Genomic DNA, 23,653 nt, shown 5'->3' with positions numbered 1-23,653 from the left:
GCTTCGGGCGGCTCGGCGGCGCGCACCACCATACTGGCCACTTCTGGCGCGTATCCCACGACCGCCTTGGAAACCCACACGGGACTCGCACGAGAGCGGCATGGCGAAGTGGTACGTCAATTGCCAAGTCGGACGGGGTCTCCACCCGGTTGCCGCACGGGCGCGAGGGTGGCGCAGATCACAGCCACGGCCATGCCGCCGAGCAGGAAGAGGTAGGAGGCGGCGCCTGTGCCGAAGACGAAGTCGCCTTCGGGGCGGCTGGCGGTGAGCAGGATGACGGTGATCGTCCAGCCGCCGGCGGGCGCGACGGCCGCGGCCCGGCTGCCCATCGCGCGGGCGGCGCCCAGGCAGAGCCCGGCCTCGCCCGCGAGTGCGAGCAGCAGGCCGCCCGGGAACCATGCGGGCTGCACCAGCGCCCCGGCCACGCCGACGACCGCGCCGAGCACGAAGAGCCCGAGGTGGGCGAGGACCCGCAGGGCGGAGGGCCGCTTCAGCGGCTGGGCGAGCATCGAGCTCATGACGCCTCCTCGGCGGCGACACCGGCGACACCGGCGAACAGATCGGACTCCGTCCGCGCTGCCTGCTCCCCGCGCACCAACTCGTAGTACTCGGTCGTGAAAAGGGGCTGCGCGAGTTCGTTGGAGAGCGCGAAGTACGGCTCGGCCACGTCGATCTGCGTGGCGTGCGCCCGCATCGCGGCGGCCTTGGCGCGGGCGTGGGCGGTGCCGTCGATCACGGTGGTGATCCGCTCGTCGTCCACGACACCCGGCACGTCGCCGACAGTGGCGGCCTTGGCGAAGGGCAATCCGGGCAGGTCCGCCTGAAGTCGGGCGAAGGCCTCCTCGGCGACCGTGCGCGGGACGCGGTTCCAGTAGATCTTGGGGATCCGCCACCCGGCGTCCGCGGCCAGCTCGGCCCCGCGCATGGCGACGCGGTGGGCCTGGATGTGGTCGGGGTGGCCGTAGCCGCCGTCGGGGTCGTAGGTGACGAGGACCTGGGGGCGTACCTCCAGGATGACCTCGACGAGCTCCCGGGCCGCCTCGTCGACGTCCGCCTGCCACAGGCTCGCGGGGTCGTCGTTGTCGGCGATGCCCATCATCCCCGAGTCCTCGAAGCGGCCTTTGCCGCCGAGGAGACGGAAGTCCTCGACGCCGAGCTCGCGCATCGCGGCCGTGAGCTCGGCCAGGCGGTGTTCGCCGAGCTCGGCTCCGGTCAGATGGCGCAGCCCGGGGGGAATGACCTCGCCGTGTTCGCCGAGCGTGCAGGTGACCAGGGTCACCCGGGCACCCTCGGCCGCGTACTTGGCCATGGTCGCGCCGTTGTTGATCGACTCGTCGTCCGGGTGCGCGTGCACCAGGAGCAGACGCCGGTCGGGCAGTTCCGTCATGGGCCCCACCCTACGAGGCGACACCGACAGCGCTGCCCGGCACGGCTCAGAACTTGATGCTGCCGATCATGCCCGCGATGTTCGTCGTCAGCTCGCTGATGGTGGGAGCGACGGTCGAGGACGCCAGGTAGAAGCCGAGCAGCATGCAGACCACGGCGTGGCCCGCCTTCAGCCCTGATTTCTTGACCAGCAGGAAGACGACGATCGCCAGCAGCACCACCGCCGAAATCGAGAGTGCCACGGCGGCTCACCTCCAAGAATCCCAGGCGCGGGGGTCGGACTATGGGGGCAGATAAATCCATGCAGCAGCCAGCAGGTTCATACCCACTATGCGCTTGTGATCATAACTATCCGTCCGTGCGCATCGATCGGCGCACAGCCGCACAAGGGGGCGCACTGGCCAATATGGTCGGGGCATGACGACCGAGCCTGTGTCCTTCCCCCGACGGCACGCCCGCACCCAGAGGTTCACGTTCGGCGCACCGCGCGCATTCACGGTGGCGCCCGACGGTTCCCGTGTCGTGTTCCTGCGCTCCACCTCCGGTACGGATCCGGCGAGTTCGCTGTGGGTGCTCGACACGACGGACGGCGGGGAGCGCGTGGCGGCCGACCCGCGCGCCCTCCTGGGCGGCGCCTCGGAGGACCTCTCGCCCGAGGAGCGGGCACGCCGCGAGCGCAGCCGGGAGGGCGGCGCCGGCATCGTCTCCCACGCCACCGACGCGGCCGTGGAGTTGGCGTCCTTTGCCTTGTCAGGGCGGCTTTTCACGGCCGAACTGCGGGCCGGTACGGCACGTGAACTCCCGGTCCCCGGGCCGGTGATCGACCCGCGCCCCTCCCCCGACGGACGGCACATCGCGTACGTCACGCAGGGGTCCCTGCGGGTGGTGGGCGCCGAGGGCGAGGGCGACCGTGCGCTCGCCGAGCCGGAGTCGGACGGGGTGACCTACGGCCTTGCGGAGTTCATCGCCGCCGAGGAGATGGGGCGCTACCGGGGCTTCTGGTGGGGTCCGGAGTCGGACCTGCTGCTGGTGGCGCGGGCGGACGACACGCCGGTGCGCCGCTGGTGGATCTCCGATCCGGCGCGTCCGGAGCGCGAGCCGCAGCGAGTGGCGTATCCGGCGGCGGGAACACCGAACGCGGACGTGCGGCTGTTCGTGATCGGTCTGGACGGGGTGCGCACAGAGGTCTCCTGGGACCGGGCGCGGTACCCGTATCTGGCGCGAGTGCACTGGTCAGCGGCGGGTGCACCGCTGCTGCTCGTACAGGCGCGCGACCAGCGCAGCCAGCTGTTCCTGGCCGTGGACCCGGCGACGGGGGCGACCCGGATGGTGCACGCGGACGAAGATCCACAATGGCTGGATCTTTTCCCTGGGGTCCCCTGCTGGAGCCCTGCCGGGCATCTCGTGCGCATCGCCGACGAGGGCGGCGCACGCGTGCTCACGGTGGGCGAACGCCCGCTGACCGGACCGCAGTTGCACGTCCGCGCGGTGCTGGACGTCACGTCGGACGACGTGCTGATCTCGGCGTCGGCGGGCGAGGCGGCGGCCGCTCCCGAGGTCGGCGAAGTGCACGTGTACCGGGTGAACGAGCTCGGCGTGGAGCGCGTTTCACAGGAGCCGGGCGTGCACTCGGCGGTGCGCGCCGGGGGCGTGACGGTGTTGGCCTCCCACACCCTTGACCGGCCCGGGGCTCAGGTCCAGGTGCTGCGGGACGGGAAGCCGACGGCGACGGTCCGGTCACATGCCGAAGATCCCGGTTTGACCCCGCGCGTGACCCTTACCGAAGGGGGCGCACGCCGCATCCCGTGCGCCGTGCTTATGCCTCGGGACTACGCCAGTGACACCCCGCTGCCGGTTTTGCTGGATCCCTACGGTGGTCCGCACGCCTCCCGGGTGGTCGCCGCGCACAACGCGCACCTCACCTCGCAGTGGTTCGCCGACCAGGGGTTCGCGGTGATCGTCGCGGACGGGCGCGGTACGCCGGGGCGCTCGCCCGCATGGGAGAAGGCCATCAAGGACGACATCGCGGCGATCGTGGTGCAGGACCAGGTCGACGCGCTGCACGCGCTCGCCGAGCGGTTCCCGCTCGATCTGACCCGCGTGGCCATCCGGGGCTGGTCCTTCGGCGGCTACCTGGCGGGGCTCGCCGCGCTGCGCCGCCCGGACGTCTTCCACGCGGCGGTGGTCGGCGCACCGGTCACCGATCTGCGCCTGTACGACACCCACTACCAGGAGCGGTACGTCGGACATCCCGACGAGCAGCCGGAGGTCTACCGCCGCAACTCGCTGATCGACGACGCGGGCCTGGTGGACGCGGCCGAACCGCACCGCCCGATGATGATCGTCCACGGCCTCGCGGACGACAACGTGGTGGTCGCCCACTCCCTGCGCCTGTCCTCGGCCCTGCTCGCCGCGGGCCGTCCGCACGAGGTGCTGCCGCTGTCCGGCGTCACACACATGACGCCGCAGGAAGCGGTCGCGGAGAACCTGCTGCTGCTTCAGCTGGAATTCCTGCAGCGCTCGCTGGCATAGCGGTTCAAAAGCGCCCGAACTGCGTTAACACGCAGGCAACTTCACCGAAGCGGTACCGATATACGGACGGTGGAGGCTCAACAGCGTACGGCCGTGCGGGTGCCGTAAACGGGCCGGGGTGCGCCATGTCACCCCGGCCCGTTGCCTTGCGCCGCCGCGAAATGGCACGCCGAGTCGTGCGCCTCGGGCCCGCCCGGGTCCCGCAGCCGGGACGGCACCGCAAGCGCCGGCACCTGCTCGGCGCAGCGTTCCTCCGCCTTCCAGCAGCGGGTGCGGAAGCGGCAGCCGGAGGGGACGTTCGTCGGGGACGGGACATCGCCCGCGAGGATGATGCGCGCGCGGTGTTCACGGGCCTCCGGGTCGGGGACCGGGACCGCGGAGAGTAGCGCCTGGGTGTACGGGTGCGTGGGGTGGTCGTAGATCTCGGCGTCCCTGCCGATCTCCACGATCCGTCCGAGGTACATCACCCCGACGCGGTCGGAGATGTGCCGGACGATCGACAGGTCGTGGGCGATGAAGACATAGGAGAGGTCGAACTCGTTCTGCAGGCGGTCCATCAGGTTGATGACCTGGGCCTGGACCGAGACGTCCAGCGCGGAGACGGGTTCGTCGGCGACGATGACCTCCGGGCGCAGCGCCAGCCCCCGTGCGATGCCGATGCGTTGGCGCTGGCCGCCGGAGAACTGGTGCGGGTAGCGGTTGATGTGCTCGGGGTTGAGGCCGACCACGTCCAGCAGGTCCCGCACCCGGCGGCGGCGGTCACCCTTCGGGGCGACCTCGGGGTGGATGTCGTACGGCTCTCCGATGATGTCGCCCACCGTCATGCGGGGGTTGAGGGAGGTGTACGGGTCCTGGAAGACCATCTGGATGTTGCGGCGTACGGCCTTGAGGGCACGGCCGGACAGTCCGGTGATGTCCTCGCCCTTGTACTTGATCGAACCGGCCGTCGGCCGTTCCAGGTTGACCAGCATCCTGGCGACCGTGGACTTGCCGCAGCCTGACTCGCCGACGATGCCGAGGGTTTCGCCGCGGTGGAGGGTGAAGTCGACGCCGTCGACGGCCTTGACCGCGCCGACCTGTTTCCTGAAGAGGATGCCCCGGGTGAGCGGGTAGTGCTTGACGAGGCCGCTGACCTCCAGAATCGCCTCAGCCATCCAGGCACTCCCTCCAGAAGTGGCAGGCGCTGCCCCGTACCTCGGAGACCTCGTACAGCTCAGGCACGTCGGTGCGGCACATGTCGCGGGCCATGGGACAGCGGGGGTTGAACGCGCAGCCCTGCGGGATGTTCATGAGGTTGGGGGGCAGGCCCTTGATGGCGTAGAGCTCCTGGCCCTTCTGGTCCAGGCGCGGGATCGACTCCAGCAGGCCCCTGGTGTACGGGTGGCCGGGCGCCTTGTAGATGTCGTGCACGGGCGCCGACTCCACGATGCGGCCCGCGTACATCACGGCGATCCGGTCCGAGACGTCCGCGACGACGCCGAGGTCGTGGGTGATGAGGATCAGGCCCATGCGGTACTCGCGCTGGAGCTCCGCCAGCAGATCCATGACCTGGGCCTGGACGGTGACGTCGAGGGCGGTGGTGGGCTCGTCGGCGATGATGAGCGCGGGTTCGAGGGCGAGGGCCATCGCGATCATGATGCGCTGGCGCATGCCGCCGGAGAACTGGTGCGGGTACTGCTTGACGCGCTCGCGCGCGGCCGGGATGCGCACCCGGTCCATCAGCTCCACGGCCTTCGCCCGCGCGTCCTTCCTCGACATGCCTCGGTGCACCACGAACATCTCGCCGAGCTGGTCGCCGACGGTCAGTACGGGGTTCAGCGACGACAGGGCGTCCTGGAAGATCATCGCCATCTCGGCGCCGCGGACCTTGCGCCGCTCCTCTTCCTTCAGCTTCAGCAGGTCGCGCCCCTGGAAGAGGATCTCGCCCCCGGTGATCCTCCCGGGCGGCGTGTCCAGAATCCCCATCACCGCCTGCGCGGTCACCGACTTCCCGGACCCGGACTCCCCGAGCACGGCAAGCGTCTCCCCCGCGTCCACGCCGTAGCTCACCCCGTTGACCGCCTTGGCGACCCCGTCCCGCGTCCGGAACTCCACGTGCAGATCACGCACTTCGAGCAGCATGCCGGCGGCTCACCTCACTTTCGGACGGGGGCGTTGCGGGTGGCTTCGCCGAGAGGGCGGAGGGGCGGGGGCCCTGGGGAGACCTTGGGGGCGCCGCATACCGCGACCCCGAGTGCATGACGGCAACCAGTACGGCGACCACCAGGCGCCTGGGGCGGTGGGGGCCCCTCCCGCTCGAGCGAAGCCGAGAGTGGGGGAGCGTGCCAGGCGTCGCGGGGCAGGCGGGACTTTGCGGACACGGCCCAGGGGAGAGGGCGCGCCGGCAGGCGTCCTGGGGACGCCGGCACCCCGCAGGGCGGCTCCCCCGCCGCCACCGGCCGAGCACGGTCGGCAGCACCACCCCGGGCGGGCCACTGGCCAACTCCTCGTCGCCCTCCCGGCCCCGGGCCATCCGCAGCTCGCGTTGCCGCCGGGATCGGGGGGCCGTGTCGGAGGGGCGAAGGCGGGCCGGCAGGCCGTACCCCGCGCCCACGCCCGAGCCGGCGACCCGCCCCGGAACCTGCCTCGTCGTGACCGCCACCGCGCCTCACCTCAGCTTCGGGTCGAGGGCGTCGCGGACCGCGTCGCCCAGCATGATGAAGGCCAGGACCGTGATCGCGAGGGCGCCGGAGGGCCACAGGAGGGCGTGGGGGGCGTTGCGGATGTAGGGGGAGGCGGCCGAGATGTCGATGCCCCAGGAGACGCTGGGGGGCTTCAGGCCGACACCCAGGTAGGACAGGGTCGCCTCCAGGGCGATGTACGTGCCAAGGGCGATGGTCGCGACCACGATCACCGGGGCGATGGCGTTGGGCGCGATGTGGCGCAGGAGGATGCGGGAGTTGGAGGCGCCGAGGGCGCGGGCGGCCTGGACGTAGTCGTGCTGTTTGGCGGTGATGACGGCGCCGCGCGCGATGCGGGAGATCTGCGGCCAGCCGAGCAGCACGATGAAGCCGATGACCGGCCAGATGGAGTTGCTGGTGACCACGGACAGCAGGACCAGGCCCCCGAGGATCACCGGGATGGCGAAGAAGACGTCGGTGATGCGGGAGAGGAACGAGTCCCACAGGCCGCCGAAGAACCCGGCCAGCGCCCCGAGCACCGAGCCGAGGACCGCGACCCCGAGCGTGGCGCAGACGCCCACCGCGACGGACGTACGGGCGCCGTAGACCGTGCGCGTGTAGACGTCGCAGCCCTGGCCGTCGTAGCCGAAAGGATGGCCGGGCGCGGAACCCTGCTGGGCCTTGGCGAGGTCGCATGTGAGGGGGCTGCCGGAGGCGATCGCCGAGGGCCACAGGGAGATGAAGAGCAGGAAGAGAATGATCAGGCCCGAGACGATGAAGACGGGGTTGCGGCACAGGTCCTGCCGGGCGTCGGACCAGAGGCTGCGCGGACGTTCGTCCGCCGAGGCCGCCGATGGGTCCGGCCCCGGCGGTCCCGTGCCCTGCGGACCCCGCGGTGCCGGCCCGACCGGCGGACGCGGCTCCAGCGTCTGCGCCTCGCCCGCGGCCAGCTCCATCGCACCGCCCGCGCCGCTGCCGGCGATCGCCCCTTCGGACTGGAACGGCTGCTCAGGCATAGCGGATCCTCGGGTCGAGTACGGCGTACAGCAGGTCGACGACCAGGTTGCAGACGAGGAAGACGAGGACGAGGACCGTGACGAAGCCGACGACGGTCTGTGTGTTCTGGCGCAGGATGCCCTGGTAGAGCTGGTAGCCGACGCCGTGGATGTTGAAGATCCGCTCGGTGACGATCGCGCCTCCCATGAGGAAGCCGATGTCGGCGCCGATGAAGGTGACGACGGGGATGAGCGAGTTGCGGAGCAGATGCCGGGTGACCACTCGGTGCCTCGGCAAGCCCTTGGCGATCGCCGTACGGACGTAGTCGGAGCGCCGGTTCTCGGCGATCGAGGTGCGGGTCAGCCGGGTGACGTACGCGAGGGAGACCGAGGCGAGGACGAGGCCCGGGATCAGCAGCTCGCCGAAGGGGGCCTGAGCGGAGACCGACGGGCGGATCCAGCCCCACTCCACCCCGAGCAGCAGCTGGAGCAGCAGGCCGGTGACGAAGGTGGGGACGGAGATCACGACGAGGGTCAGGAGCAGGACGCCGGAGTCGACGGGGCGGCCCCGCTGCAGGCCGGTGACGACGCCCAGCGTGACGCCGATGAGGATCTCGAAGAGGATCGCGACGACCGTGAGCCGGAAGGTGACCGGGAAGGCCGTCGACATCAGCTCGGTGACTTCCTGGCCGTTGAACGCCGTACCGAAGTCTCCGGTGAAGACGTTCCCCATGTAGGTCAGGTACTGCTGCCACACGGGCTTGTCGAGGCCGAACTCCTTCCTGAGCTGAGCCGCCGTCGCCGCGTCGCACTGCCGGTCGCCGCACAGGCCCGCGACGGGGTCGCCCATCACGTTGACCATGAGGAAGATCAGCAGGGTGGCCCCGATGAACACCGGGACCATCTGCACCAGGCGCCGGACGACGTACCGCCCCATGACGGACTCAGCCGACCTTGATCTCGTTGTAGACGGGGACGCTGAACGGGTTGAGGGCCACGTTCGACAGCCGCTGCGACCAGCCGGCGCTGCCGTTCTGGTACCAGAGCGGAATGGCCGCCATGTTGTCCCGGACGACCGCCTCGGCCTTCTGGAACATCTCCACGGCCCGCGCGGGGTCGGTCTCGGCGTTCGCCGCGTCGACGAGCTTGTCGAACTCCTCGTTGGACCACTTGCCGTCGTTGGAGGAGGCGTTGGTGTAGTAGAGCGGCTGGAGGAAGTTCTGGGTGAGCGGGTAGTCCATCTGCCAGCCCGCCCGGAAGGGGCCGGAGAGCTTCTGGGTCGTGCTCTTGCTGCGGAAGTCGGCGAAGGTGCCGATCGGGTTGCCGACGCAGGCCCGGTCGTTGCCCAGGGCGTTGTTGATGGAGTTGCAGACGGCGTCCACCCACAGCTTGTGGGAGCCGGTGTCCGCGTTGTAGGTGATCTTCACCTGCCCGCCGGGCAGCCCGCCGCCCTCCTCGATCAGCTTCTTCGCCGCGGCCGCGTCGTACCGGCACCACTCACCGCACAGCCCCTCCTTGTAGCCGCCCTCCGCGCCCAGGACGGGTGAGGTCCAGTCGGTCGCGGGCGTACGGGTCCCCTGGAAGATGGTCCTGGTGATCTGCTCACGGTCGATGGCCCGGGACAGCCCCTTGCGGACCTTGACCGAGCCGGCCTTGTTCCAGTCCTTGTCGTAGTGGGGGAAAGCCAGGGTCTGGATGATGCCGGCCGGGGTGTTGAGGTAGCGGTCGCCTAGGTCGCCGCGGACGTTCGTCAGCTGCTGGGCCGGCACGTCGTCGACGAGGTCGAGGTTGCCGGCCATCAGGTCGGTGTAGGCCGTGTTGTTGTCCGTGTAGACCTTGAGGGTGACGCCGCCGTTCAGGGCCGCGTCCGGACCCGGGTACGCGTCCCATCTCGCGAGGCTCATCTCGGAGCCCTTGGTGTACGACGCCACGGTGTACGGGCCGTTGCCGACGGGCTTGGCGAGCCAGCCGGCGTGGTCGTCGTAGAAGGCGCGCGGCAGCGGGACGAAGGCGTTGTAGCCGAGGGTGTCGGGGAAGCCGGAGAACTTCTGGCTGAGCCGGACGGTGAACGTCCTGTCGTCGACCACCTTCAGCCCGGACATGGTGTCGGCGCTCTGCTCGCCCTTGGCGGGATGGACCTTGTCGTAGCCGTCGATGTAGCTGAAGAAGTAGGCGTTCTTCTGGTTGTTCTTCAGGCTCGCCCCGTAGTTCCAGGCGTCCACGAAGGACTTGGCGGTGACCTGCTCGCCGTCGCTGAAGGTCCAGCCGTCCTTGACGGTGATCGTGTAGGTGCGCGAGTCGGTGGTCTCGATCCGCTCGGCGAGCATGTCCTCGGCCTCGCCGGTCTTCGGGTGGTACTGCTTCAGGCCCCGGAAGATCATGGAGAGCACCTTGCCGCCCTGCACCTCATTGGTGTTGGCCGGCTCCAGCGGGTTCTGCGGATCGGTCCACGACGAGCTCAGCACCTCGCCGCCGGCTCCGCTGTCACCCCCGCCTCCACAGGCCGTCGCCACGAGCGCGACCGCCATCGCACATGCGGCCCGTCCGGCGAATGTGGCTCCACGCATGGAGTGCCTCCTCTGGTACTGATCCGTTACGGGCCAATATCGAGCGAAAAGGCACATATCGCACATGGACTCCGGCCAATGGAGCAACAGACCGTCCGGATGCCGGAGCTTTGGCCGTACCCACGGGGCGTCCACGAGGGTCCGCGCAACGCCCGTGCGACGTCCGCGCGGGCGACGAAACGGACTTCTTTCATCCGGCCCAATGGATCTTCGATGTATGACGCAATGGATCTCCACCATCCGATGCCGAACCGTTGGATTACGACCGCTGGATGTACACATTTCGATACAGGAGCGTCCGCATATCGAACTCGTTGCCCGATTGGTCCAGTTAGTCCGAGTCAAGGCACAACTCAATCACGTTGCGCTACCCGCGTAGCTACGGAATGGTCAAGACAGGGTAAAGAACGTAAAGAGACAACCAAGTCGGCCGAGAATTTATTGACCTTGAATGAATTGCGTTGAAAAAGTCCGGCGTAGCCCGTAGGGGAGCGTGCCCTGCGGAGTCATCAGACCCTCCCTTGGGCCAGGAGCACCATGACCCCCCCAACTCCATCCGCGGCTGCCCCGCTTGAGGCGACTGACGAAAGCATCGACAAGTCGCCTTCGCCCTCCACCCCTAAGGGCAACGAAAGCCGCTCGCCGGGACGGCTGGCGTGGACTCGCTTCAAGCGGGACCACACGGGCGTCATATCGGCGTACATCGTGATCTTCTTCTTCGTGATCGCGCTCGCCGCTCCACTCATTGCGAAGCTGTACGGGAAGGATCCGTACACGACGTACGCGAGCCAGCAGCCTGAGCTGCTGAACGCCTTCGCGTACCCGGCGGGTCCGAACGGCGGTATCAGCTCGGACTTCTGGTTCGGCGTGGAGCCGCAGCTCGGGCGTGACGTCTTCACCTTCCTGCTCTACGCGATCCGCACCTCGCTCGGCATCGCCGTGGCGGCCACCTTGCTCACCGTCGTCCTCGGCGTGGTCATCGGCGTCACCGCGGGCTACCTCGGCGGGCGGACGGACTACTTCGTGGGCCGGGTCATCGACATCCTGCTGTCGTTCCCGTCCACCCTCTTCTTCATCGCCTTCATGCCGGTCGTGTACGGGCTCTTCGTCGCCCCCGACGAGAACATCCCGACATGGCTGCGCGCCGCCGGCCTGATCATCGTGCTCTCCGCCTTCGGCTGGGCATCCATCGCCCGACTGCTGCGCGGCCAGGTACTCGGCCTGCGCGAGCGGGAGTTCGTCGAGGCCGCCAAGGTCACGGGCGCGTCACCGCGGCGTATCGTCTTCAAGGAGCTGCTGCCCAACCTGTGGACTCCGATCATCATTCAGTCCACGCTGATGCTCCCGGCCTTCGTCACCGCTGAGGCGGGTCTCGCCTTCCTGGGTGTCGGCATGATCGACCCGACCCCGGACTGGGGCGTCATGATCCAGCGAGGCGCCCAGTTCTACACCGAGGACCTCACCTTCATGCTCTTCCCGGGCCTGTCCATGGTGATCTTCGTGCTCGCGTTCAACCTCCTCGGTGACTCGGTGCGTGACGCACTCGACCCGAAGTCCAAGCGCTGACTCCGGCTCATTTCAGGACCACGGCGAAGTCGCCGGGTGCCGGATTCTTCTCTCACTCAACCCACTTCAAGGCAGGATGCGATGTCCTTCTCGCGTAGAAACTTCCTGATCGCCACCGGCGTGGCCGCGGCGTCGACCTCGGTGCTGAGCGCCTGCAGCAGCGGCAGCGAGGGCGGCTCGCAGGACCAGGCCCCGAAGGTCACTGGCTCCAAGACCACCGAGATCCCCGTGGGCACCAAGGCCGACTCGACCGGCCCGGCCCCCGAGGTCAAGGGCGCGGTGACGGGCGGGACGATCTACTCGCTCCAGCAGTTCGACATGGACCACATGGACCCGGCGCAGATCTACGTCTCGACCGAGGGCGCCATCACCGTCCCGATCATGCGTGGTCTGACCGGCTACAAGCTGGACGACAAGGGCGGGGCCACCCTGGTCGGCGACGCCGCGACCGACGCCGGCACGATGAAGGACGGCGGCAAGACCTGGTCCTTCACCATCAAGGACGGCATCAAGTGGGAGGACGGCGCCGACCTCTCCATGGACGACGTCCGCCACACCTTCGAGCGCCTCTTCGCGAGCTTCATCACCGAGGGCCCGATCTACGTCCAGGAGTTCCTGGAGGGCGGCGACAAGTACGACGGCCCGTACGGCGGCAAGAGCCTCGACTCCATCGAGATCGACGGCAAGACCATCACCTTCCGTCTCAAGGAAGCCCGCGTCGACTTCAACTACACGCTCGCGATGCGTGGTTACTCCCTGGTGCCCAAGAAGGGCGACACCAAGGAGAAGTACGACAAGAAGCCGGTCTCCTGCGGTCCGTACAAGATCGAGAGCCGTAGCATCGGCAAGTCGATGACCTTCGTGCGCAACGAGCACTGGGACGCGAAGACCGACCCGATCCGCAACGCCTACCCGGACAAGTTCGTCTTCCAGATGGGCTACGAGCTGGTCGCGTCGACCGACCGCTGGATCGCGGACCAGGGCAACGACCAGTACGCGGTGCCGATCTTCAACGAGGTCGCCCCCGAGCGTCTCGCCCAGGTCCTCACCAAGCCCGAGCTGAAGAAGCGCGTCCTCACCGCGGTCGACACGGTCACCTACTACTGGCCGATCAACATGACCCGGGTCAAGGACCTCAAGGTCCGTCAGGCCATCAACCACGCCTGGCCGCACCAGCAGCTCCAGACCATCGGCGGCGGCGCCGCGTCCCAGGAGATCGCCACCACGATCTTCGCCCCGGTGACGCCCGGTTACACCAAGTTCGACCTGTACGGCGTCGACAAGAAGCCCGGCGGCGACCCCGCGAAGGCCAAGGCCCTGCTGAAGGAGGCCGGCAAGGAGGGCTACAAGCTGGTCATCGCCTACCAGCAGTCGGACACCGCGGTGAAGACCGCCGTCGCCATCAAGAACGCGCTGGAGGCCGCCGGCTTCCAGGTCGTCAACAAGCAGGTCGACAAGTCGACGTTCTACACCCAGATCGGCAAGATCGACAACGACTTCGACCTGTTCGCCGCCGGCTGGAGCCCGGACTGGCCGGGCGGTTACTCGCAGTTCTACCCGTGCTGGAGCGGCAAGAACATCGGCGACGGCCGCAGCAACTACGCCCAGCTGGACGACCCGAGCGTCAACAAGGCCATCGACGCCGCGGGCAGGATCGCGGACGTCGAGGAGGCCAACAAGGCCTGGGGCAACGTCGACAAGATGATCATGGAGCTGGCCGCGGTCGTCCCGGACTACCACAAGATCCGGAACTACCTGTACGGCTCCAAGGTCGGCAACGTCGTCTGGGACGGCGGCAACACCTGCGTCGCGCTCACCAAGCTCTACGCCAAGAAGTAAGCGAGCACGACCCCTGGGGGCGGCCATTCCACATGGCCGCCCCTGCGGCCCACCCCCCTCTACTTCCTCCCGGCGACGGCGCCCCGTCCGGAAAGTCACGCCTCATGTTCCGCTTCCTTGTCCGCCGAGTCATCGGCGCGCTGGTCATTCTGTTGATCATCAGCGCCATCACCTTCTGGCTCTTCTACGCCGTGCCGCGTGACCCCGCGATGATGTCCTGCGGCAAGAACTGCACGCCCGAGAACCTGGCGCAGATCCGGCAGAACCTGGGCATCGACAAGCCGATCCCGGTGCAGTACTGGCTGTGGCTCGTCGGCGTCTTCGTCGGACGCGACTACGCCAACTACGACTTCTGCAACGCACCCTGCCTCGGGTACTCCTTCGCCAACCGCGAGCCGGTCTTCGACACGATCATGGACCGGCTGCCGACGACCCTGTCGCTCGCCTTCGGCGCGGCCGTCGTCTTCCTGATCCTCGGTATCGGCGCGGGCATGCTCGCGGCGCTCAAGCAGGGCAAGTTCCTGGACAAGTTCGCCAGCTCCGCCTCGCTGCTCGGCTCCTCGCTCCAGATCTACTTCGTCGGCTACATCGCGATGTTCTTCTTCGTCGCGCAGCTGGGGTGGCTCGACCAGCCGCAGTGGACCCCGCTCTCGGAGAACCCGGCCGCCTGGTTCGGCGGGCTGCTGTTGCCCTGGCTGGTCCTCGCGATCATCTTCACGGCCAACTACACGCGTATGACCCGCTCCCAGCTCGTGGAGCAACTCAGCGAGGACTACGTCCGCACGGCACGGGCCAAGGGTCTGTCCCGGTCGAACGTGTTCTTCCGGTTTGCCTGGCGCGGCGCGATGGGCCCCATCGTCACGGTGTTCGGCATCGACCTGGGCACGCTGATCGGCGGTGCCATCATCACCGAGTCGACCTTCAGCCTCCCGGGCGTCGGCCGGCTCGCGGTGAAGTCCGTGGACCAGAGCGACCTGCCGATGCTGCTGGGTGTGACCCTGCTGGCGGCCGGCGCGATCGTCTTCGCCAACATCATCGTGGACGCCGTCTACGCCCTCATCGACCCGCGGATCCGGCTCGCCTGACCTCCGCCCCCCACTCCCGACCCCTCGCATCACCCCCCTCAGGAGCGTCCCCGTGACGAGCACCGATCAGCAGCCCTTCCTCTCCGTCAAGGACCTTCAAGTCCACTTCTCCACCGAGGACGGCATCGTCAAGGCCGTCGACGGGCTCTCCTTCGACCTTGCCAAGGGCCAGACGCTCGGCATCGTGGGTGAGTCGGGATCCGGCAAGTCCGTCACCAACCTGACGATCCTGGGCCTGCACGACCCGTTCCGCACCAAGATCGACGGCGAGATCCTGCTGGACGGCAAGGAGCTGCTCACCGCCTCCGAGCGGGAGCTGGAGCGGCTGCGCGGCAACAAGATGTCCATGATCTTCCAGGACGCGCTTGCCTCGCTGTCGCCGTACCACACCATCGGGACGCAGATCGGCGAGACGTACCGCAAGCACACCGGTGCCTCCAAGAAGGAGGCCCGGGCGCGGGCGATCGAGATGCTGCGGCGGGTCGGGATCCCGCAGCCGGACATGCGGGTGGACGACTACCCGCACCAGTTCTCCGGCGGTATGCGCCAGCGCGCGATGATCGCGATGGCGCTGGTCTGCGACCCCGAGCTGCTGATCGCGGACGAGCCGACCACCGCGCTCGACGTCACCGTCCAGGCGCAGATCATGGACCTGCTCAAGGACCTGCAGCAGGAGTTCGGCACGGCGATCATCTTCATCACGCACGACCTCGGTGTCATCGCCGACATCGCGGACGACGTGCTGGTGATGTACGGCGGCCGGTGCGTGGAGCGGGGCACCAAGGAGGAGGTGCTGCGCGACCCGCAGCACCCCTACACCGTGGGTCTGCTCAGCTCCATGCCGAGCCTGGACGGGCCGGTCGACGTGCCGCTGTCGCCGATCCCGGGTGCGCCTCCGTCGCTGCTGAACCCGCCCACCGGCTGCCGCTTCCACCCGCGGTGCGCCTTCACCGACAAGGTTTCGGGCGGGCTGTGCTCCAGCGAGCGGCCGCTCCTCGACGTGGTGGACGGCCGGGGTTCCGCCTGCCACCTGGCGCCCGAGGAGCGCAAGGATCTGTTCGCCGAATTCGCCGGATCCCGGCACTGACTGACGTACACGAGACAGGACTTCACCATCATGAGCAACGCGCAACCGCTCCTGGACGTCAGCGGTCTGACCAAGCACTTCCCCATCAAGGGCGGCTTCCCGATCAAACGCACGGTCGGGGCCGTCAAGGCCGTGGACGGCCTCGACTTCCAGGTGGCCGAGGGCGAGGCCCTCGGTCTGGTCGGCGAGTCGGGCTGCGGCAAGTCGACGACCGGACGGCTGATCACGCGGCTCCTGGAGCCGACGGGCGGCAAGATCTCCTACCGCGGCCAGGACATCACGCACGCGGGCCGCAAGAAGCTCGCGCCGGTCCGTTCCGAGATCCAGATGATCTTCCAGGACCCGTACGCGTCCCTGAACCCGCGCCAGACGGTCGGAAAGATCATCTCCGGCCCGATGGAGATCAACGACATCAACCCGGCGGGCGGCCGCGAGAAGCGCGTACGCGAACTGCTGGAGATCGTCGGCCTGAACCCCGAGCACTACAACCGCTTCCCGCACGAGTTCTCCGGCGGTCAGCGCCAGCGCATCGGTGTGGCACGGGCGCTGGCCCTCGAGCCGAAGCTGATCGTGGCCGACGAGCCGGTCTCCGCGCTGGACGTCTCCATCCAGGCACAGGTCGTCAACCTGCTGCAGAAGGTCCAGCAGGAACTGGGCATCGCCTTCGTCTTCATCGCCCACGACCTGGCCGTCGTACGGCACTTCTCGCAGCGCGTCGCGGTCATGTACCTCGGCAAGATCGTCGAGATCGCCGACCGTGACGACCTGTACGAAAACCCGCGCCACCCGTACACCCGGGCGCTGCTGTCCGCCGTGCCCGAGGCGACGGTGGAGGAGACCCCCCGCGAGCGCATCCGCCTCCAGGGCGACGTCCCCTCCCCCATCAACCCGCCCTCCGGCTGCCGCTTCCGCACCCGCTGCTGGAAGGCGACGGACAAGTGCGCGACCGAGGCACCGCCGCTGGTCCAGGTCGAGGGCAACAAGCCCGGCCACCTGACCGCGTGCCACTACCCCGAGACGGACGACACGGTCCCCGCGCCGCGTCTCGCCAAGGACCCCCAGCCGGCGGTCTGACACACCCCTTTTCGTCAGTCGCCGTGCCCGGAACGGACTTTCACCGGCCCATTGACCCGAGCCCATGAGCGTCCGGTTCCAGGGGAAGGAGGGCCCGTGCACACCCCATTGGGTGCGCGCGGGCCCTCATCTCTCGGTCAGGGGCCCCGGATACTGGGGCCCATGGTGAACCGAGTGGCCGTGCTCTCCGACATCCACGCCGTGCTGCCCGCCCTCGAAGCGGTGCTGGCGGAACCGGAGGTCGCGGCGGCGGACCTGATCGTGCTCACCGGAGACATCGCGTGCGGGCCGCAGCCCGCCCAGGTCATGGACCTGCTGACGGGCCTGGGCGACCGGGCGGCCTGGATCCGGGGCAACGCCGACCGTGAACTCGTCGAGTACCGGCGCGGACTGCGTACGTCCATCCCCGACCCCGTCGGACCATGGGCCGCCGAGAGCCTCCGCGAGGATCAGGTCGCCTTCCTGGAGCAGCTGCCGACGTCCCTCACGCTTGCGGTGGACGGTCTCGGCGAGGTGCTCTTCTGCCATGCGACGCCGCGTGACGACGAGGAGGTCGTGCTCGTCGACTCCCGTGCCGAGCGGTGGGCGGAGGTCTTCGCGGACGTCGGCCCCGCCGTCACCACCGTCGTGTGCGGCCACACCCACATGCCGTTCACCCGCCTCGCCGCCGGGCGCCTCGTGGTGAACCCGGGCAGCGTCGGGATGCCGTACGGCCGGCTCGGGGCGCACTGGGCGTTGCTCGGGCCGGGGGTCGAGCTGCGGCGCACCGTGCTGGACGTGGCGGCCGCGGTCGCCCGCGTCGTCGCGGACTCCGCCTTCGAGCAGGCCGCCGAGTGGGCCGACTACTTCCTCAACGCCCGGGCCACCGAGGCGGAGGCCTTCGCGGCCTTCGCGCGCCGGGACGGTCGCGAGGGCTGAGGGTGGTACGGCGGTCACGACAACTCCCGCACCGATCCCCTAGGTTGAGACAGATGGCCCTCCACCTGCGCGGCACCACCCTCCCCGATGGCATCCACCGCGACCTCTGGCTCCTCGGCGACCGCATCACCTTCGACCGCCCGTCCGGCGAGGCGCAGACGGTGGCCGACGGCGGCTATCTGCTGCCGGGACTGGTCGACGTCCACACGCACCCAGGGTCCCCGTCCGAGGAGGAACCCGTCTTCGACTCCGAGGCGTTCGCCGAGCAGATCGCGGCGCACCGGGACGCGGGGACGGCGGCGTTGCGGTTCCCGGGACTGCTGGGCGAGATCCCTGCGGGTCTGCGCGAGGCCCCCGACACCCCGCGCATGATCACGGCGGGGCGATGGCTGGCGTGGGCGGGGCTGTCGAAGAGCGCCGGCTTCCACACCGTCACCGACGACCTCGTCGCCGCCGCCGTCGCGGAGACCAAGGCCCACGACGGCTGGTGCAAGCTGATGGGCGACTGGGACTTCGAGTCGGATCCGGTGCCGTACGACATCCTGCGTGCCGTCACGGACGCGGTGCACGCGGTCGGGGGGCGCGTCGCCGCGCACTGCCAGTCGGCGCGCGGCGTGCTGAACGCCTCGCGGGCCGGCGTCGACTCGATCGAGCACGGGATGGGCATGCCGGAGGAGTGCGTCGAGCTGATGGCCACGCACGGGACCGTCTACGTCCCCACCCTCACGACGTTCGCGCGCCGCGTGCCGGACATCAAGGACAACCCCCGCGGGCGCCTCTGGCACGAAGGTCATCGCATCATGATCCGCCGGGTCCGCGAGGCCCACGACGCCGGCGTCCGTGTCCTCGCCGGCACCGACTCCGCCCCCTTCGGCAACGTGGCCACCGAGGTCGAACACCTCGTCGCCGCGGGCCTGCCGGGCGACGTGGCGGTGGGTGCGGCGAGCTGGACGGCGCGGGACTTCCTGGGTCTGCCCGGGCTGGTGGAGGGCGGGCTTGCCGACGTGACGGTGTACGACGCGGATCCGCGGGTGGAGCCGGGGGTGCTGCGGCATCCGCGGAGGATCGTGCTGCGGGGGCGGGTCGTCCGCTGAGCGGCGACGGCGACAGGGCTCAGGGCCTGGGCTCGCGCGCCACCAGCTCCACCTCGAAGCCGTCGCCGTTCTCCAGATAGGCGGCGTAGTGCGCGGGCCCTCCCGCATAGGGATGCCGATCCGGGAAGAGCAGGCTCCAGCCGTGCCGCGACGCCTGCTCGACCAGTGCGTCGAGGCCCGCCCGGCCGCCCGGCGCGTGGAAGGCCAGGTGATTCAGCCCGGGGCGCAGCCGGTCGTGCCGGTCGCCCCGCAGCGCCGGTGACTCCTCGACCACGAGGTAAGTCTCCCCCGCCCGCCAGCTGCGGCCTGCCGGCCAGTCCTGGTGGGGCTCGTAGCCCAGCCGTTCCAGCAACCACCCCCACGACGTGACCGCACGCCCCAGGTCCGGCACCCACAGCTCGACGTGATGCAGCAACTCCCGCACCTTTCCCTCGTGTTCGAGTTCGTTGTGGCAGACTTCCGCGCGTGGTCGATCGGTCGTTCGCGGATCCTGCGCTCGCCGCGTTGTACGACACCCTGAACCCCTGGGGCCCGGGTGACGACTTCTACCTCGGGCTCGTGAGTGCCGCCGGCGCGGTGCTCGATGTCGGCTGCGGTACGGGCCAGTTGCTCCGGCGTGCCGGTGCCGACGGCCACCGTGGGCGGCTCGTGGGGCTCGATCCGGCCGCCGCCATGCTGGTGGAGGCGCGGCGGCACGACACCGACGTGGAATGGGTGCTCGGGGATCTGCGGACGCGGGACTGGTGCGCGGAGTTCGATCTGGTCGTGATGACCGGGCACGCGTTCCAGGTGCTGGTGTGTGACGAGGAGTTGCGGGCCTCACTGCTCGCCGTGCACCGGGCCCTGCGCCCCGGCGGGCGGTTCGTGTTCGAGACACGGAATCCCGCCGCACGGGCCTGGGAGACGTGGACGCCCGACAGGGCCCGCACGGTCACCGGCGCGGACGGGAACGCCGTACGCGTATGGCACGACGTCGAGGGACCTGCCGTCGGAGACCGGGTGACCTTTGTGGAGACGTACGCCTGCGACAGCTGGCCGGCACCAGCCGTCAGCCGCACCACCCTCCGCTTCCTTGCCCCCGACGCCCTGTCCGCCTTCCTCCACGAAGCCGGCCTCACCATCGCCGACCAGTACGGCGACTGGGCGCGGACGCCGGTCACGCCCGCCGCCCCGGAGATCATCACCGTGGCCGGACCGGCCTCCTAGGGCCGCAGCCCTAGTCGTCCTCGTCCTCGAAACTCCACCGGAGGTCAACCCGCGCGGCGGGAGCAACCGCGCGCACGCTGTCGTGAGCCGCCTGCTCGATCTTGTCGGCCCAGCCGCCGAAGCGGGTCACGATGATGGGGTACTCGCTCCACGCGGAGACCTGCCCCGCGGACGCGCCCTCTCCGACCGTCACGTCCCTCTCAAGATCGTGCTCGGTGAGGAAAACGGTCAGTGCCTCGGCGACCCGCGCCGTCTCCTCCCCCTGACGCAGACCGGAGACGTCGAGGCTGAGGCCAACAGATATCGACATGCGCCCAACGTACCGTCGGCCACTGACAGTCCAGCGCCTAGTCGTCCGACTCCTCCAGCGCCGCCAGCGCCGGATCCAGCACGATGTCCTCGTCCCGCGCCTCGATGGTCGGCTCCTCGGGGAAGTGGCAGGCCGTCAGGTGGCCGTCGTGGTTGCCCTCGATCTGGATCAGCGGGGGCTCCTCGGCCGCGCACTTGTCCTGGGCCTTCCAGCAGCGGGTGCGGAAACGGCAGCCGGAGGGCGGGGAGATCGGGGACGGTACGTCGCCGGCCAGGCGGATCCGTTCACGCGCCGGAGCGTCCTCGTCGGCCACGCTCACCTCGGGCACCGCGGACAGCAGGGCGTGGGTGTAGGGGTGCCGGGGGCGGGTGTAGATGGAGTCGCGGTCGCCGACCTCGATGACCTTGCCGAGATACATGACCGCGACGCGCTGCGAGAAGTGCCGTACGACGGCCAGGTCGTGGGCGATGAACAGGAACGCGATGCCCAGTTCCTGCTGGACCTTCTGCAGCAGGTTGACGACCTGTGCCTGGATGGAGACGTCCAGCGCGGAGACCGGCTCGTCGGCCACGATCAGCTTCGGCTCGAGGGCCAGCGCCCGTGCCACACCGATGCGCTGGCGCTGACCGCCGGAGAACTCGTGCGGGAAGCGGTTGTAGTGCTCGGGGTTCAGACCGACGATCTCCAGCAGCTCCCTGACCCGTTTCTCCCTTCCGCCGTCCGGCTCGATCCCGTTGATCTCCATCGGACCGGAGATGATCTTTCCGACCGTCTGGCGCGGGTTCAGCGAGGAGTACGGGTCCTGGAAGATCATCTGGATCTCGGAGCGGATCGGCGCCAGCTGCCTGCGCGTGGCCCGCGTGATGTCCTTGCCCCGGTACGCGATCCGGCCGCTCGTCGGCTCCATGAGCTTGGTGATCAGCCGTCCGGTCGTCGACTTGCCGCAGCCCGACTCCCCCACCAGGCCGAAGCTCTCGCCGACATGCACCGTCAGGTCGATGCCGTCGACCGCCTGCACCTGGCCGACGGTCCGCCGGATCGGGAAGCCGCCCTTGACCGGGAAGTGCTTCACGAGCCCTGCCACTTCCAGCAGCGGTTCGCCGGACGCGTCGATGGCGGGCCCGCGGGGTGCGGGGAGGACGAGGTCCTCTGTCATAGCCGTAGTCCTCCTCAGACGGGGCTGATCGGGGGCGCTAGTGCAGTCGGGGCTTGATCTCTTCGGTGAAAATGGTCCGCTTCTGGTCCGCCGTCAAGTGGCAGGCCGAGGAGCGGTCCGGGCCCAGCAGCGGGATCTCGGTGACACAGCGCGTGCCGCCGACCCGGTCCTGGAACGTGCAGCGGGGGTGGAAGCGGCAGCCGGAGGGCGGGCGCAGCAGGGACGGCGGAGTGCCGGGGATCGGGGCCAGCGGGGTGTGCGGGTCCGAGTCCAGGCGCGGCATCGAGTTCAGCAGGCCCCAGGTGTACGGGTGTTGCGGCGCCCTCAGTACCTCGTTGACCGTGCCGCGCTCCGCCGCCCGGCCCGCGTACATCACCATGATGTCGTCGGCCATGTCGGCGATCACCCCGAGGTCATGGGTGATGAAGATGATCGCCGAGCCGAACTCCCGCTGCAGGTCCTTCAGCAGATCCAGGATCTGCGCCTGGACCGTGACGTCCAGCGCGGTGGTCGGCTCGTCGGCGATCAGCAGGTCCGGGTCGCAGACCAGCGACATCGCGATCATCGCGCGCTGGCGCATACCGCCGGAGAACTGGTGCGGATAGTCCTTCGCCCGCTGCTTCGGGTTGGGGATGCCGACCTTCCCCAGCATGTCCACCGCCCGCTCCCAGGCGGCCTTCTTCGAGACGCGCATGTGCTTCATGTACGGCTCGGCGATCTGCCGGCCCACCGTGTAGTACGGCGACAGCGCGGTGAGCGGGTCCTGGAAGATCATGGCGACCTTGTTGCCGCGCAGCTTCTCCAGCTCGGACTCCCGGGCCGTGGTGAGCTCCCGGCCCTCCAGGAGGATCTCGCCCTCGACGGTGGTGAACATGGGGTTGTGCAGCCCGAGGATCGTCAGGTTCGTCACCGACTTGCCCGAGCCGGACTCGCCGACGATCCCCAGCGTGCTGCCGCGCTCCAGGTCGAAGGAGAGCCCGTCCACGGCCCGTACGATGCCGTCCTCGGTCTTGAAGCTGACGTGCAGGTCCCGCACCGACAGGAACGCGTCCGCGTCGGCCGGGACCGGGGCGCCGGCCTCCTTGGTCAGAGTGGTCACGTCAGTGCTCCTACCTAGGACAACCGCACGCGCGGGTCGATGAAGGCGTACGTCGCGTCGACGACGATGTTGCAGAGCAGGATCATGGTGGCGGAGAACAGCATCACGCCCAGCAGCAGCGGCAGGTCGCTGAAGAACACCGACTCCACCGCCAGCCGGCCGAGCCCCGGAAGACCGAAGGTGTACTCCGTGATGATGGCACCGCCGAGCAGGGAGCCGAGGTCGATGCCGAAAATGGTGACGATGGGGATCAGCGAGCCGCGCCAGGCGTAGCGGAAGAAGACGTACCGCCGTGACATGCCTTTGGCCCGGGCGGTGCGGACGTGTTCCTCCTGGAGTTGCTCGATCATCGACGAGCGGGCCATACGGGTGTACTGCGAGGCGAAGATCGTGGAGAGGACGACCCAGGGGATGATCAGGCCCGTGAACCAGGCGGCCGGGTTCTGGGTGAACTCGTTGTAGGCGGGTTTGTCGAAGACTTGGGTCTGGTAGACGAGGATCGCCAGGGCCAGCGGGCCCAGGAAGTAGATCTGCATCGAGCTGATCACCATCGCGCCGGCCGTGAAGGTCTTGTCGATGAGCGTGCCGCGCTTCCACGCGGCGATCAGGCCGGTGCCGAGTCCGACGATCAGGAAGCAGACCGCCCCGCCCATGGTGAGCGAGAGCGTGGTGGGCAGGCGGTCCATGAGGGTGCCCCACACCTGCTCGTTGGAGTGGTACGAGTAGCCGAAGCAGGGTGCGGGGCACGGGCCTTGGGCGAAGTCGTCGCTGCCCATGACGAGGTTGGTCAGGAAGATCCAGTACTGCTCGGGGATCGGCTTGTCGAGGCCCAGCACCCGGTGCAGGTTCTCCAGGTTGGCCGGGGTGCACGTCTTGCCGCACATCAGGAGCGCCGGGTCGCGCGGCATCCCGAAGAACAGCAGGAACGCGACGATGCTCAGCAGGAAGAGGATGACGACGGCGCCGAGGGACCGGCGGACCAGGAAGCGCAGCATGGCAAGCAGCTCTCAGACGTCGGCGGGCCGGGTGGCACCCGGTGCGCCGCCCCCTGGGGGAAGGAGGGCGGACGCACCGGGTGC

Annotated in this window: 22 protein-coding genes; 9 read left to right on the top strand and 13 right to left on the bottom strand. The window is 69.1% G+C overall.

What is annotated here, in order from left to right; all coding sequences use genetic code 11:
• Positions 1-116 precede the first annotated feature (116 nt).
• From ACZ7M7_RS10035 to ACZ7M7_RS10025, 3 genes are read right to left on the bottom strand one after another with little or no spacing between them, the layout of a single operon-like run.
• Complete coding sequence (locus tag ACZ7M7_RS10035) at positions 117-518, bottom strand: DUF6113 family protein (protein WP_383603228.1); 402 nt, start codon at positions 516-518, stop codon at positions 117-119.
• Complete coding sequence (gene mshB / locus ACZ7M7_RS10030; protein WP_472114655.1) at positions 515-1,387, bottom strand: N-acetyl-1-D-myo-inositol-2-amino-2-deoxy-alpha-D-glucopyranoside deacetylase; 873 nt, start codon at positions 1,385-1,387, stop codon at positions 515-517. The genes ACZ7M7_RS10035 and mshB overlap by 4 nt, the downstream gene beginning before the upstream one ends.
• Positions 1,388-1,433: 46 nt before the next feature.
• On the bottom strand, positions 1,434-1,628 hold the full coding sequence (locus ACZ7M7_RS10025; protein ID WP_328423806.1) for a hypothetical protein: 195 nt from the start codon (positions 1,626-1,628) through the stop codon (positions 1,434-1,436).
• A gap of 175 nt (positions 1,629-1,803) precedes the next feature.
• Here ACZ7M7_RS10025 and ACZ7M7_RS10020 point away from each other — a divergent pair, with 175 nt between their 5' ends.
• Complete coding sequence (locus tag ACZ7M7_RS10020; RefSeq protein WP_472114652.1) at positions 1,804-3,918, top strand: S9 family peptidase; 2,115 nt, start codon at positions 1,804-1,806, stop codon at positions 3,916-3,918.
• Positions 3,919-4,046: 128 nt separating this feature from the next.
• On the opposite strand, the gene ACZ7M7_RS10015 is transcribed toward ACZ7M7_RS10020, so the two are convergent.
• The 5 genes from ACZ7M7_RS10015 to ACZ7M7_RS09995 form a co-directional block, all read right to left on the bottom strand.
• A complete protein-coding gene (locus ACZ7M7_RS10015; protein ID WP_472114649.1) occupies positions 4,047-5,072 on the bottom strand; it encodes an ABC transporter ATP-binding protein in 1,026 nt (341 codons plus the stop codon).
• Positions 5,065-6,039, bottom strand: a complete 975-nt coding sequence (locus ACZ7M7_RS10010) for an ABC transporter ATP-binding protein (RefSeq protein ID WP_472114647.1) — start codon at positions 6,037-6,039, stop codon at positions 5,065-5,067. Before ACZ7M7_RS10010 ends, ACZ7M7_RS10015 begins: the two co-directional genes overlap by 8 nt.
• 526 nt (positions 6,040-6,565) lie before the next feature.
• On the bottom strand, positions 6,566-7,594 hold the full coding sequence (locus ACZ7M7_RS10005) for an ABC transporter permease (RefSeq protein WP_383628147.1): 1,029 nt from the start codon (positions 7,592-7,594) through the stop codon (positions 6,566-6,568).
• Entirely contained in the window at positions 7,587-8,510 is a 924-nt protein-coding gene (locus ACZ7M7_RS10000; RefSeq protein WP_451169199.1) for an ABC transporter permease, read from the bottom strand. The genes ACZ7M7_RS10005 and ACZ7M7_RS10000 overlap by 8 nt, the downstream gene beginning before the upstream one ends.
• Before the next feature lie 7 nt (positions 8,511-8,517).
• Positions 8,518-10,140 (bottom strand): peptide ABC transporter substrate-binding protein, encoded by a 1,623-nt coding sequence (locus ACZ7M7_RS09995; RefSeq protein ID WP_383628144.1) that lies wholly within the window; start codon positions 10,138-10,140, stop codon positions 8,518-8,520.
• A 537-nt stretch (positions 10,141-10,677) separates the two neighbouring features.
• Between ACZ7M7_RS09995 and ACZ7M7_RS09990 the strand changes: the two genes are divergently transcribed.
• The 7 genes from ACZ7M7_RS09990 to ACZ7M7_RS09960 all read left to right on the top strand — a co-directional run bounded on the left by ACZ7M7_RS09990 (position 10,678) and on the right by ACZ7M7_RS09960 (position 18,803).
• Complete coding sequence (locus tag ACZ7M7_RS09990) at positions 10,678-11,706, top strand: ABC transporter permease (RefSeq protein ID WP_383603252.1); 1,029 nt, start codon at positions 10,678-10,680, stop codon at positions 11,704-11,706.
• 81 nt (positions 11,707-11,787) lie between these two features.
• Positions 11,788-13,545, top strand: coding sequence for an ABC transporter substrate-binding protein (locus tag ACZ7M7_RS09985; RefSeq protein ID WP_383603255.1), 1,758 nt, complete (start codon positions 11,788-11,790; stop codon positions 13,543-13,545).
• Positions 13,546-13,649: 104 nt separating this feature from the next.
• On the top strand, positions 13,650-14,630 hold the full coding sequence (locus tag ACZ7M7_RS09980; RefSeq protein WP_363034853.1) for an ABC transporter permease: 981 nt from the start codon (positions 13,650-13,652) through the stop codon (positions 14,628-14,630).
• 52 nt (positions 14,631-14,682) lie between these two features.
• A complete protein-coding gene (locus ACZ7M7_RS09975; protein WP_383628141.1) occupies positions 14,683-15,717 on the top strand; it encodes an ABC transporter ATP-binding protein in 1,035 nt (344 codons plus the stop codon).
• Between the two features lie 30 nt (positions 15,718-15,747).
• Positions 15,748-16,791: an ABC transporter ATP-binding protein gene (locus ACZ7M7_RS09970; RefSeq protein WP_383603263.1), complete on the top strand. Its 1,044-nt coding sequence runs from the start codon at positions 15,748-15,750 to the stop codon at positions 16,789-16,791.
• Between the two features lie 162 nt (positions 16,792-16,953).
• Positions 16,954-17,709 carry a metallophosphoesterase family protein gene (locus tag ACZ7M7_RS09965; protein ID WP_472114640.1) on the top strand — a complete coding sequence of 252 codons (756 nt, stop codon included), beginning with the start codon at positions 16,954-16,956 and terminating at the stop codon, positions 17,707-17,709.
• 53 nt (positions 17,710-17,762) lie between these two features.
• Positions 17,763-18,803, top strand: a complete 1,041-nt coding sequence (locus ACZ7M7_RS09960) for an amidohydrolase family protein (protein WP_472114637.1) — start codon at positions 17,763-17,765, stop codon at positions 18,801-18,803.
• 19 nt (positions 18,804-18,822) lie between these two features.
• Here the strand turns inward: ACZ7M7_RS09960 and ACZ7M7_RS09955 are convergent, their stop codons facing one another.
• Positions 18,823-19,218: a VOC family protein gene (locus ACZ7M7_RS09955; protein WP_472114634.1), complete on the bottom strand. Its 396-nt coding sequence runs from the start codon at positions 19,216-19,218 to the stop codon at positions 18,823-18,825.
• Positions 19,219-19,268: 50 nt separating this feature from the next.
• On the opposite strand from ACZ7M7_RS09955, the gene ACZ7M7_RS09950 reads away from it, so the two are divergent.
• Positions 19,269-20,009, top strand: coding sequence for a class I SAM-dependent methyltransferase (locus tag ACZ7M7_RS09950; RefSeq protein ID WP_472114631.1), 741 nt, complete (start codon positions 19,269-19,271; stop codon positions 20,007-20,009).
• A 10-nt stretch (positions 20,010-20,019) separates the two neighbouring features.
• Here the strand turns inward: ACZ7M7_RS09950 and ACZ7M7_RS09945 are convergent, their stop codons facing one another.
• The 4 genes from ACZ7M7_RS09945 to ACZ7M7_RS09930 are packed head-to-tail and all read right to left on the bottom strand — an operon-like array spanning position 20,020 to position 23,569.
• The gene (locus ACZ7M7_RS09945) at positions 20,020-20,319 is read right to left on the bottom strand and encodes a hypothetical protein (protein ID WP_472114628.1); all 300 of its coding nucleotides are present in this window, start codon (positions 20,317-20,319) and stop codon (positions 20,020-20,022) included.
• Between the two features lie 37 nt (positions 20,320-20,356).
• Positions 20,357-21,475 carry an ABC transporter ATP-binding protein gene (locus ACZ7M7_RS09940; protein WP_383603279.1) on the bottom strand — a complete coding sequence of 373 codons (1,119 nt, stop codon included), beginning with the start codon at positions 21,473-21,475 and terminating at the stop codon, positions 20,357-20,359.
• A 37-nt stretch (positions 21,476-21,512) separates the two neighbouring features.
• Positions 21,513-22,574, bottom strand: a complete 1,062-nt coding sequence (locus ACZ7M7_RS09935) for an ABC transporter ATP-binding protein (protein WP_472114625.1) — start codon at positions 22,572-22,574, stop codon at positions 21,513-21,515.
• A gap of 14 nt (positions 22,575-22,588) precedes the next feature.
• The gene (locus ACZ7M7_RS09930; protein WP_383603284.1) at positions 22,589-23,569 is read right to left on the bottom strand and encodes an ABC transporter permease; all 981 of its coding nucleotides are present in this window, start codon (positions 23,567-23,569) and stop codon (positions 22,589-22,591) included.
• Positions 23,570-23,653 lie beyond the last annotated feature (84 nt).

The organism is Streptomyces sp. NPDC111606 (assembly GCF_055656945.1).
This window is presented reverse-complemented; position numbering and strand designations above follow the sequence as displayed.

Excerpts from the sequence above, each read along its gene's own strand:
- ACZ7M7_RS10035 (WP_383603228.1), bottom strand. The coding sequence starts at position 518 with ATGAGCTCGATGCTCGCCCAGCCGCTGAAGCGGCCCTCCGCCCTGCGG.
- mshB (WP_472114655.1), bottom strand. The coding sequence starts at position 1,387 with ATGACGGAACTGCCCGACCGGCGTCTGCTCCTGGTGCACGCGCACCCG.
- ACZ7M7_RS10020 (WP_472114652.1), top strand. The coding sequence starts at position 1,804 with ATGACGACCGAGCCTGTGTCCTTCCCCCGACGGCACGCCCGCACCCAG.
- ACZ7M7_RS10015 (WP_472114649.1), bottom strand. The coding sequence starts at position 5,072 with ATGGCTGAGGCGATTCTGGAGGTCAGCGGCCTCGTCAAGCACTACCCG.
- ACZ7M7_RS10010 (WP_472114647.1), bottom strand. The coding sequence starts at position 6,039 with ATGCTGCTCGAAGTGCGTGATCTGCACGTGGAGTTCCGGACGCGGGAC.
- ACZ7M7_RS10005 (WP_383628147.1), bottom strand. The coding sequence starts at position 7,594 with ATGCCTGAGCAGCCGTTCCAGTCCGAAGGGGCGATCGCCGGCAGCGGC.
- ACZ7M7_RS10000 (WP_451169199.1), bottom strand. The coding sequence starts at position 8,510 with ATGGGGCGGTACGTCGTCCGGCGCCTGGTGCAGATGGTCCCGGTGTTC.
- ACZ7M7_RS09995 (WP_383628144.1), bottom strand. The coding sequence starts at position 10,140 with ATGCGTGGAGCCACATTCGCCGGACGGGCCGCATGTGCGATGGCGGTC.
- ACZ7M7_RS09990 (WP_383603252.1), top strand. The coding sequence starts at position 10,678 with ATGACCCCCCCAACTCCATCCGCGGCTGCCCCGCTTGAGGCGACTGAC.
- ACZ7M7_RS09985 (WP_383603255.1), top strand. The coding sequence starts at position 11,788 with ATGTCCTTCTCGCGTAGAAACTTCCTGATCGCCACCGGCGTGGCCGCG.
- ACZ7M7_RS09980 (WP_363034853.1), top strand. The coding sequence starts at position 13,650 with ATGTTCCGCTTCCTTGTCCGCCGAGTCATCGGCGCGCTGGTCATTCTG.
- ACZ7M7_RS09970 (WP_383603263.1), top strand. The coding sequence starts at position 15,748 with ATGAGCAACGCGCAACCGCTCCTGGACGTCAGCGGTCTGACCAAGCAC.
- ACZ7M7_RS09965 (WP_472114640.1), top strand. The coding sequence starts at position 16,954 with ATGGTGAACCGAGTGGCCGTGCTCTCCGACATCCACGCCGTGCTGCCC.
- ACZ7M7_RS09960 (WP_472114637.1), top strand. The coding sequence starts at position 17,763 with ATGGCCCTCCACCTGCGCGGCACCACCCTCCCCGATGGCATCCACCGC.
- ACZ7M7_RS09945 (WP_472114628.1), bottom strand. The coding sequence starts at position 20,319 with ATGTCGATATCTGTTGGCCTCAGCCTCGACGTCTCCGGTCTGCGTCAG.
- ACZ7M7_RS09940 (WP_383603279.1), bottom strand. The coding sequence starts at position 21,475 with ATGACAGAGGACCTCGTCCTCCCCGCACCCCGCGGGCCCGCCATCGAC.
- ACZ7M7_RS09930 (WP_383603284.1), bottom strand. The coding sequence starts at position 23,569 with ATGCTGCGCTTCCTGGTCCGCCGGTCCCTCGGCGCCGTCGTCATCCTC.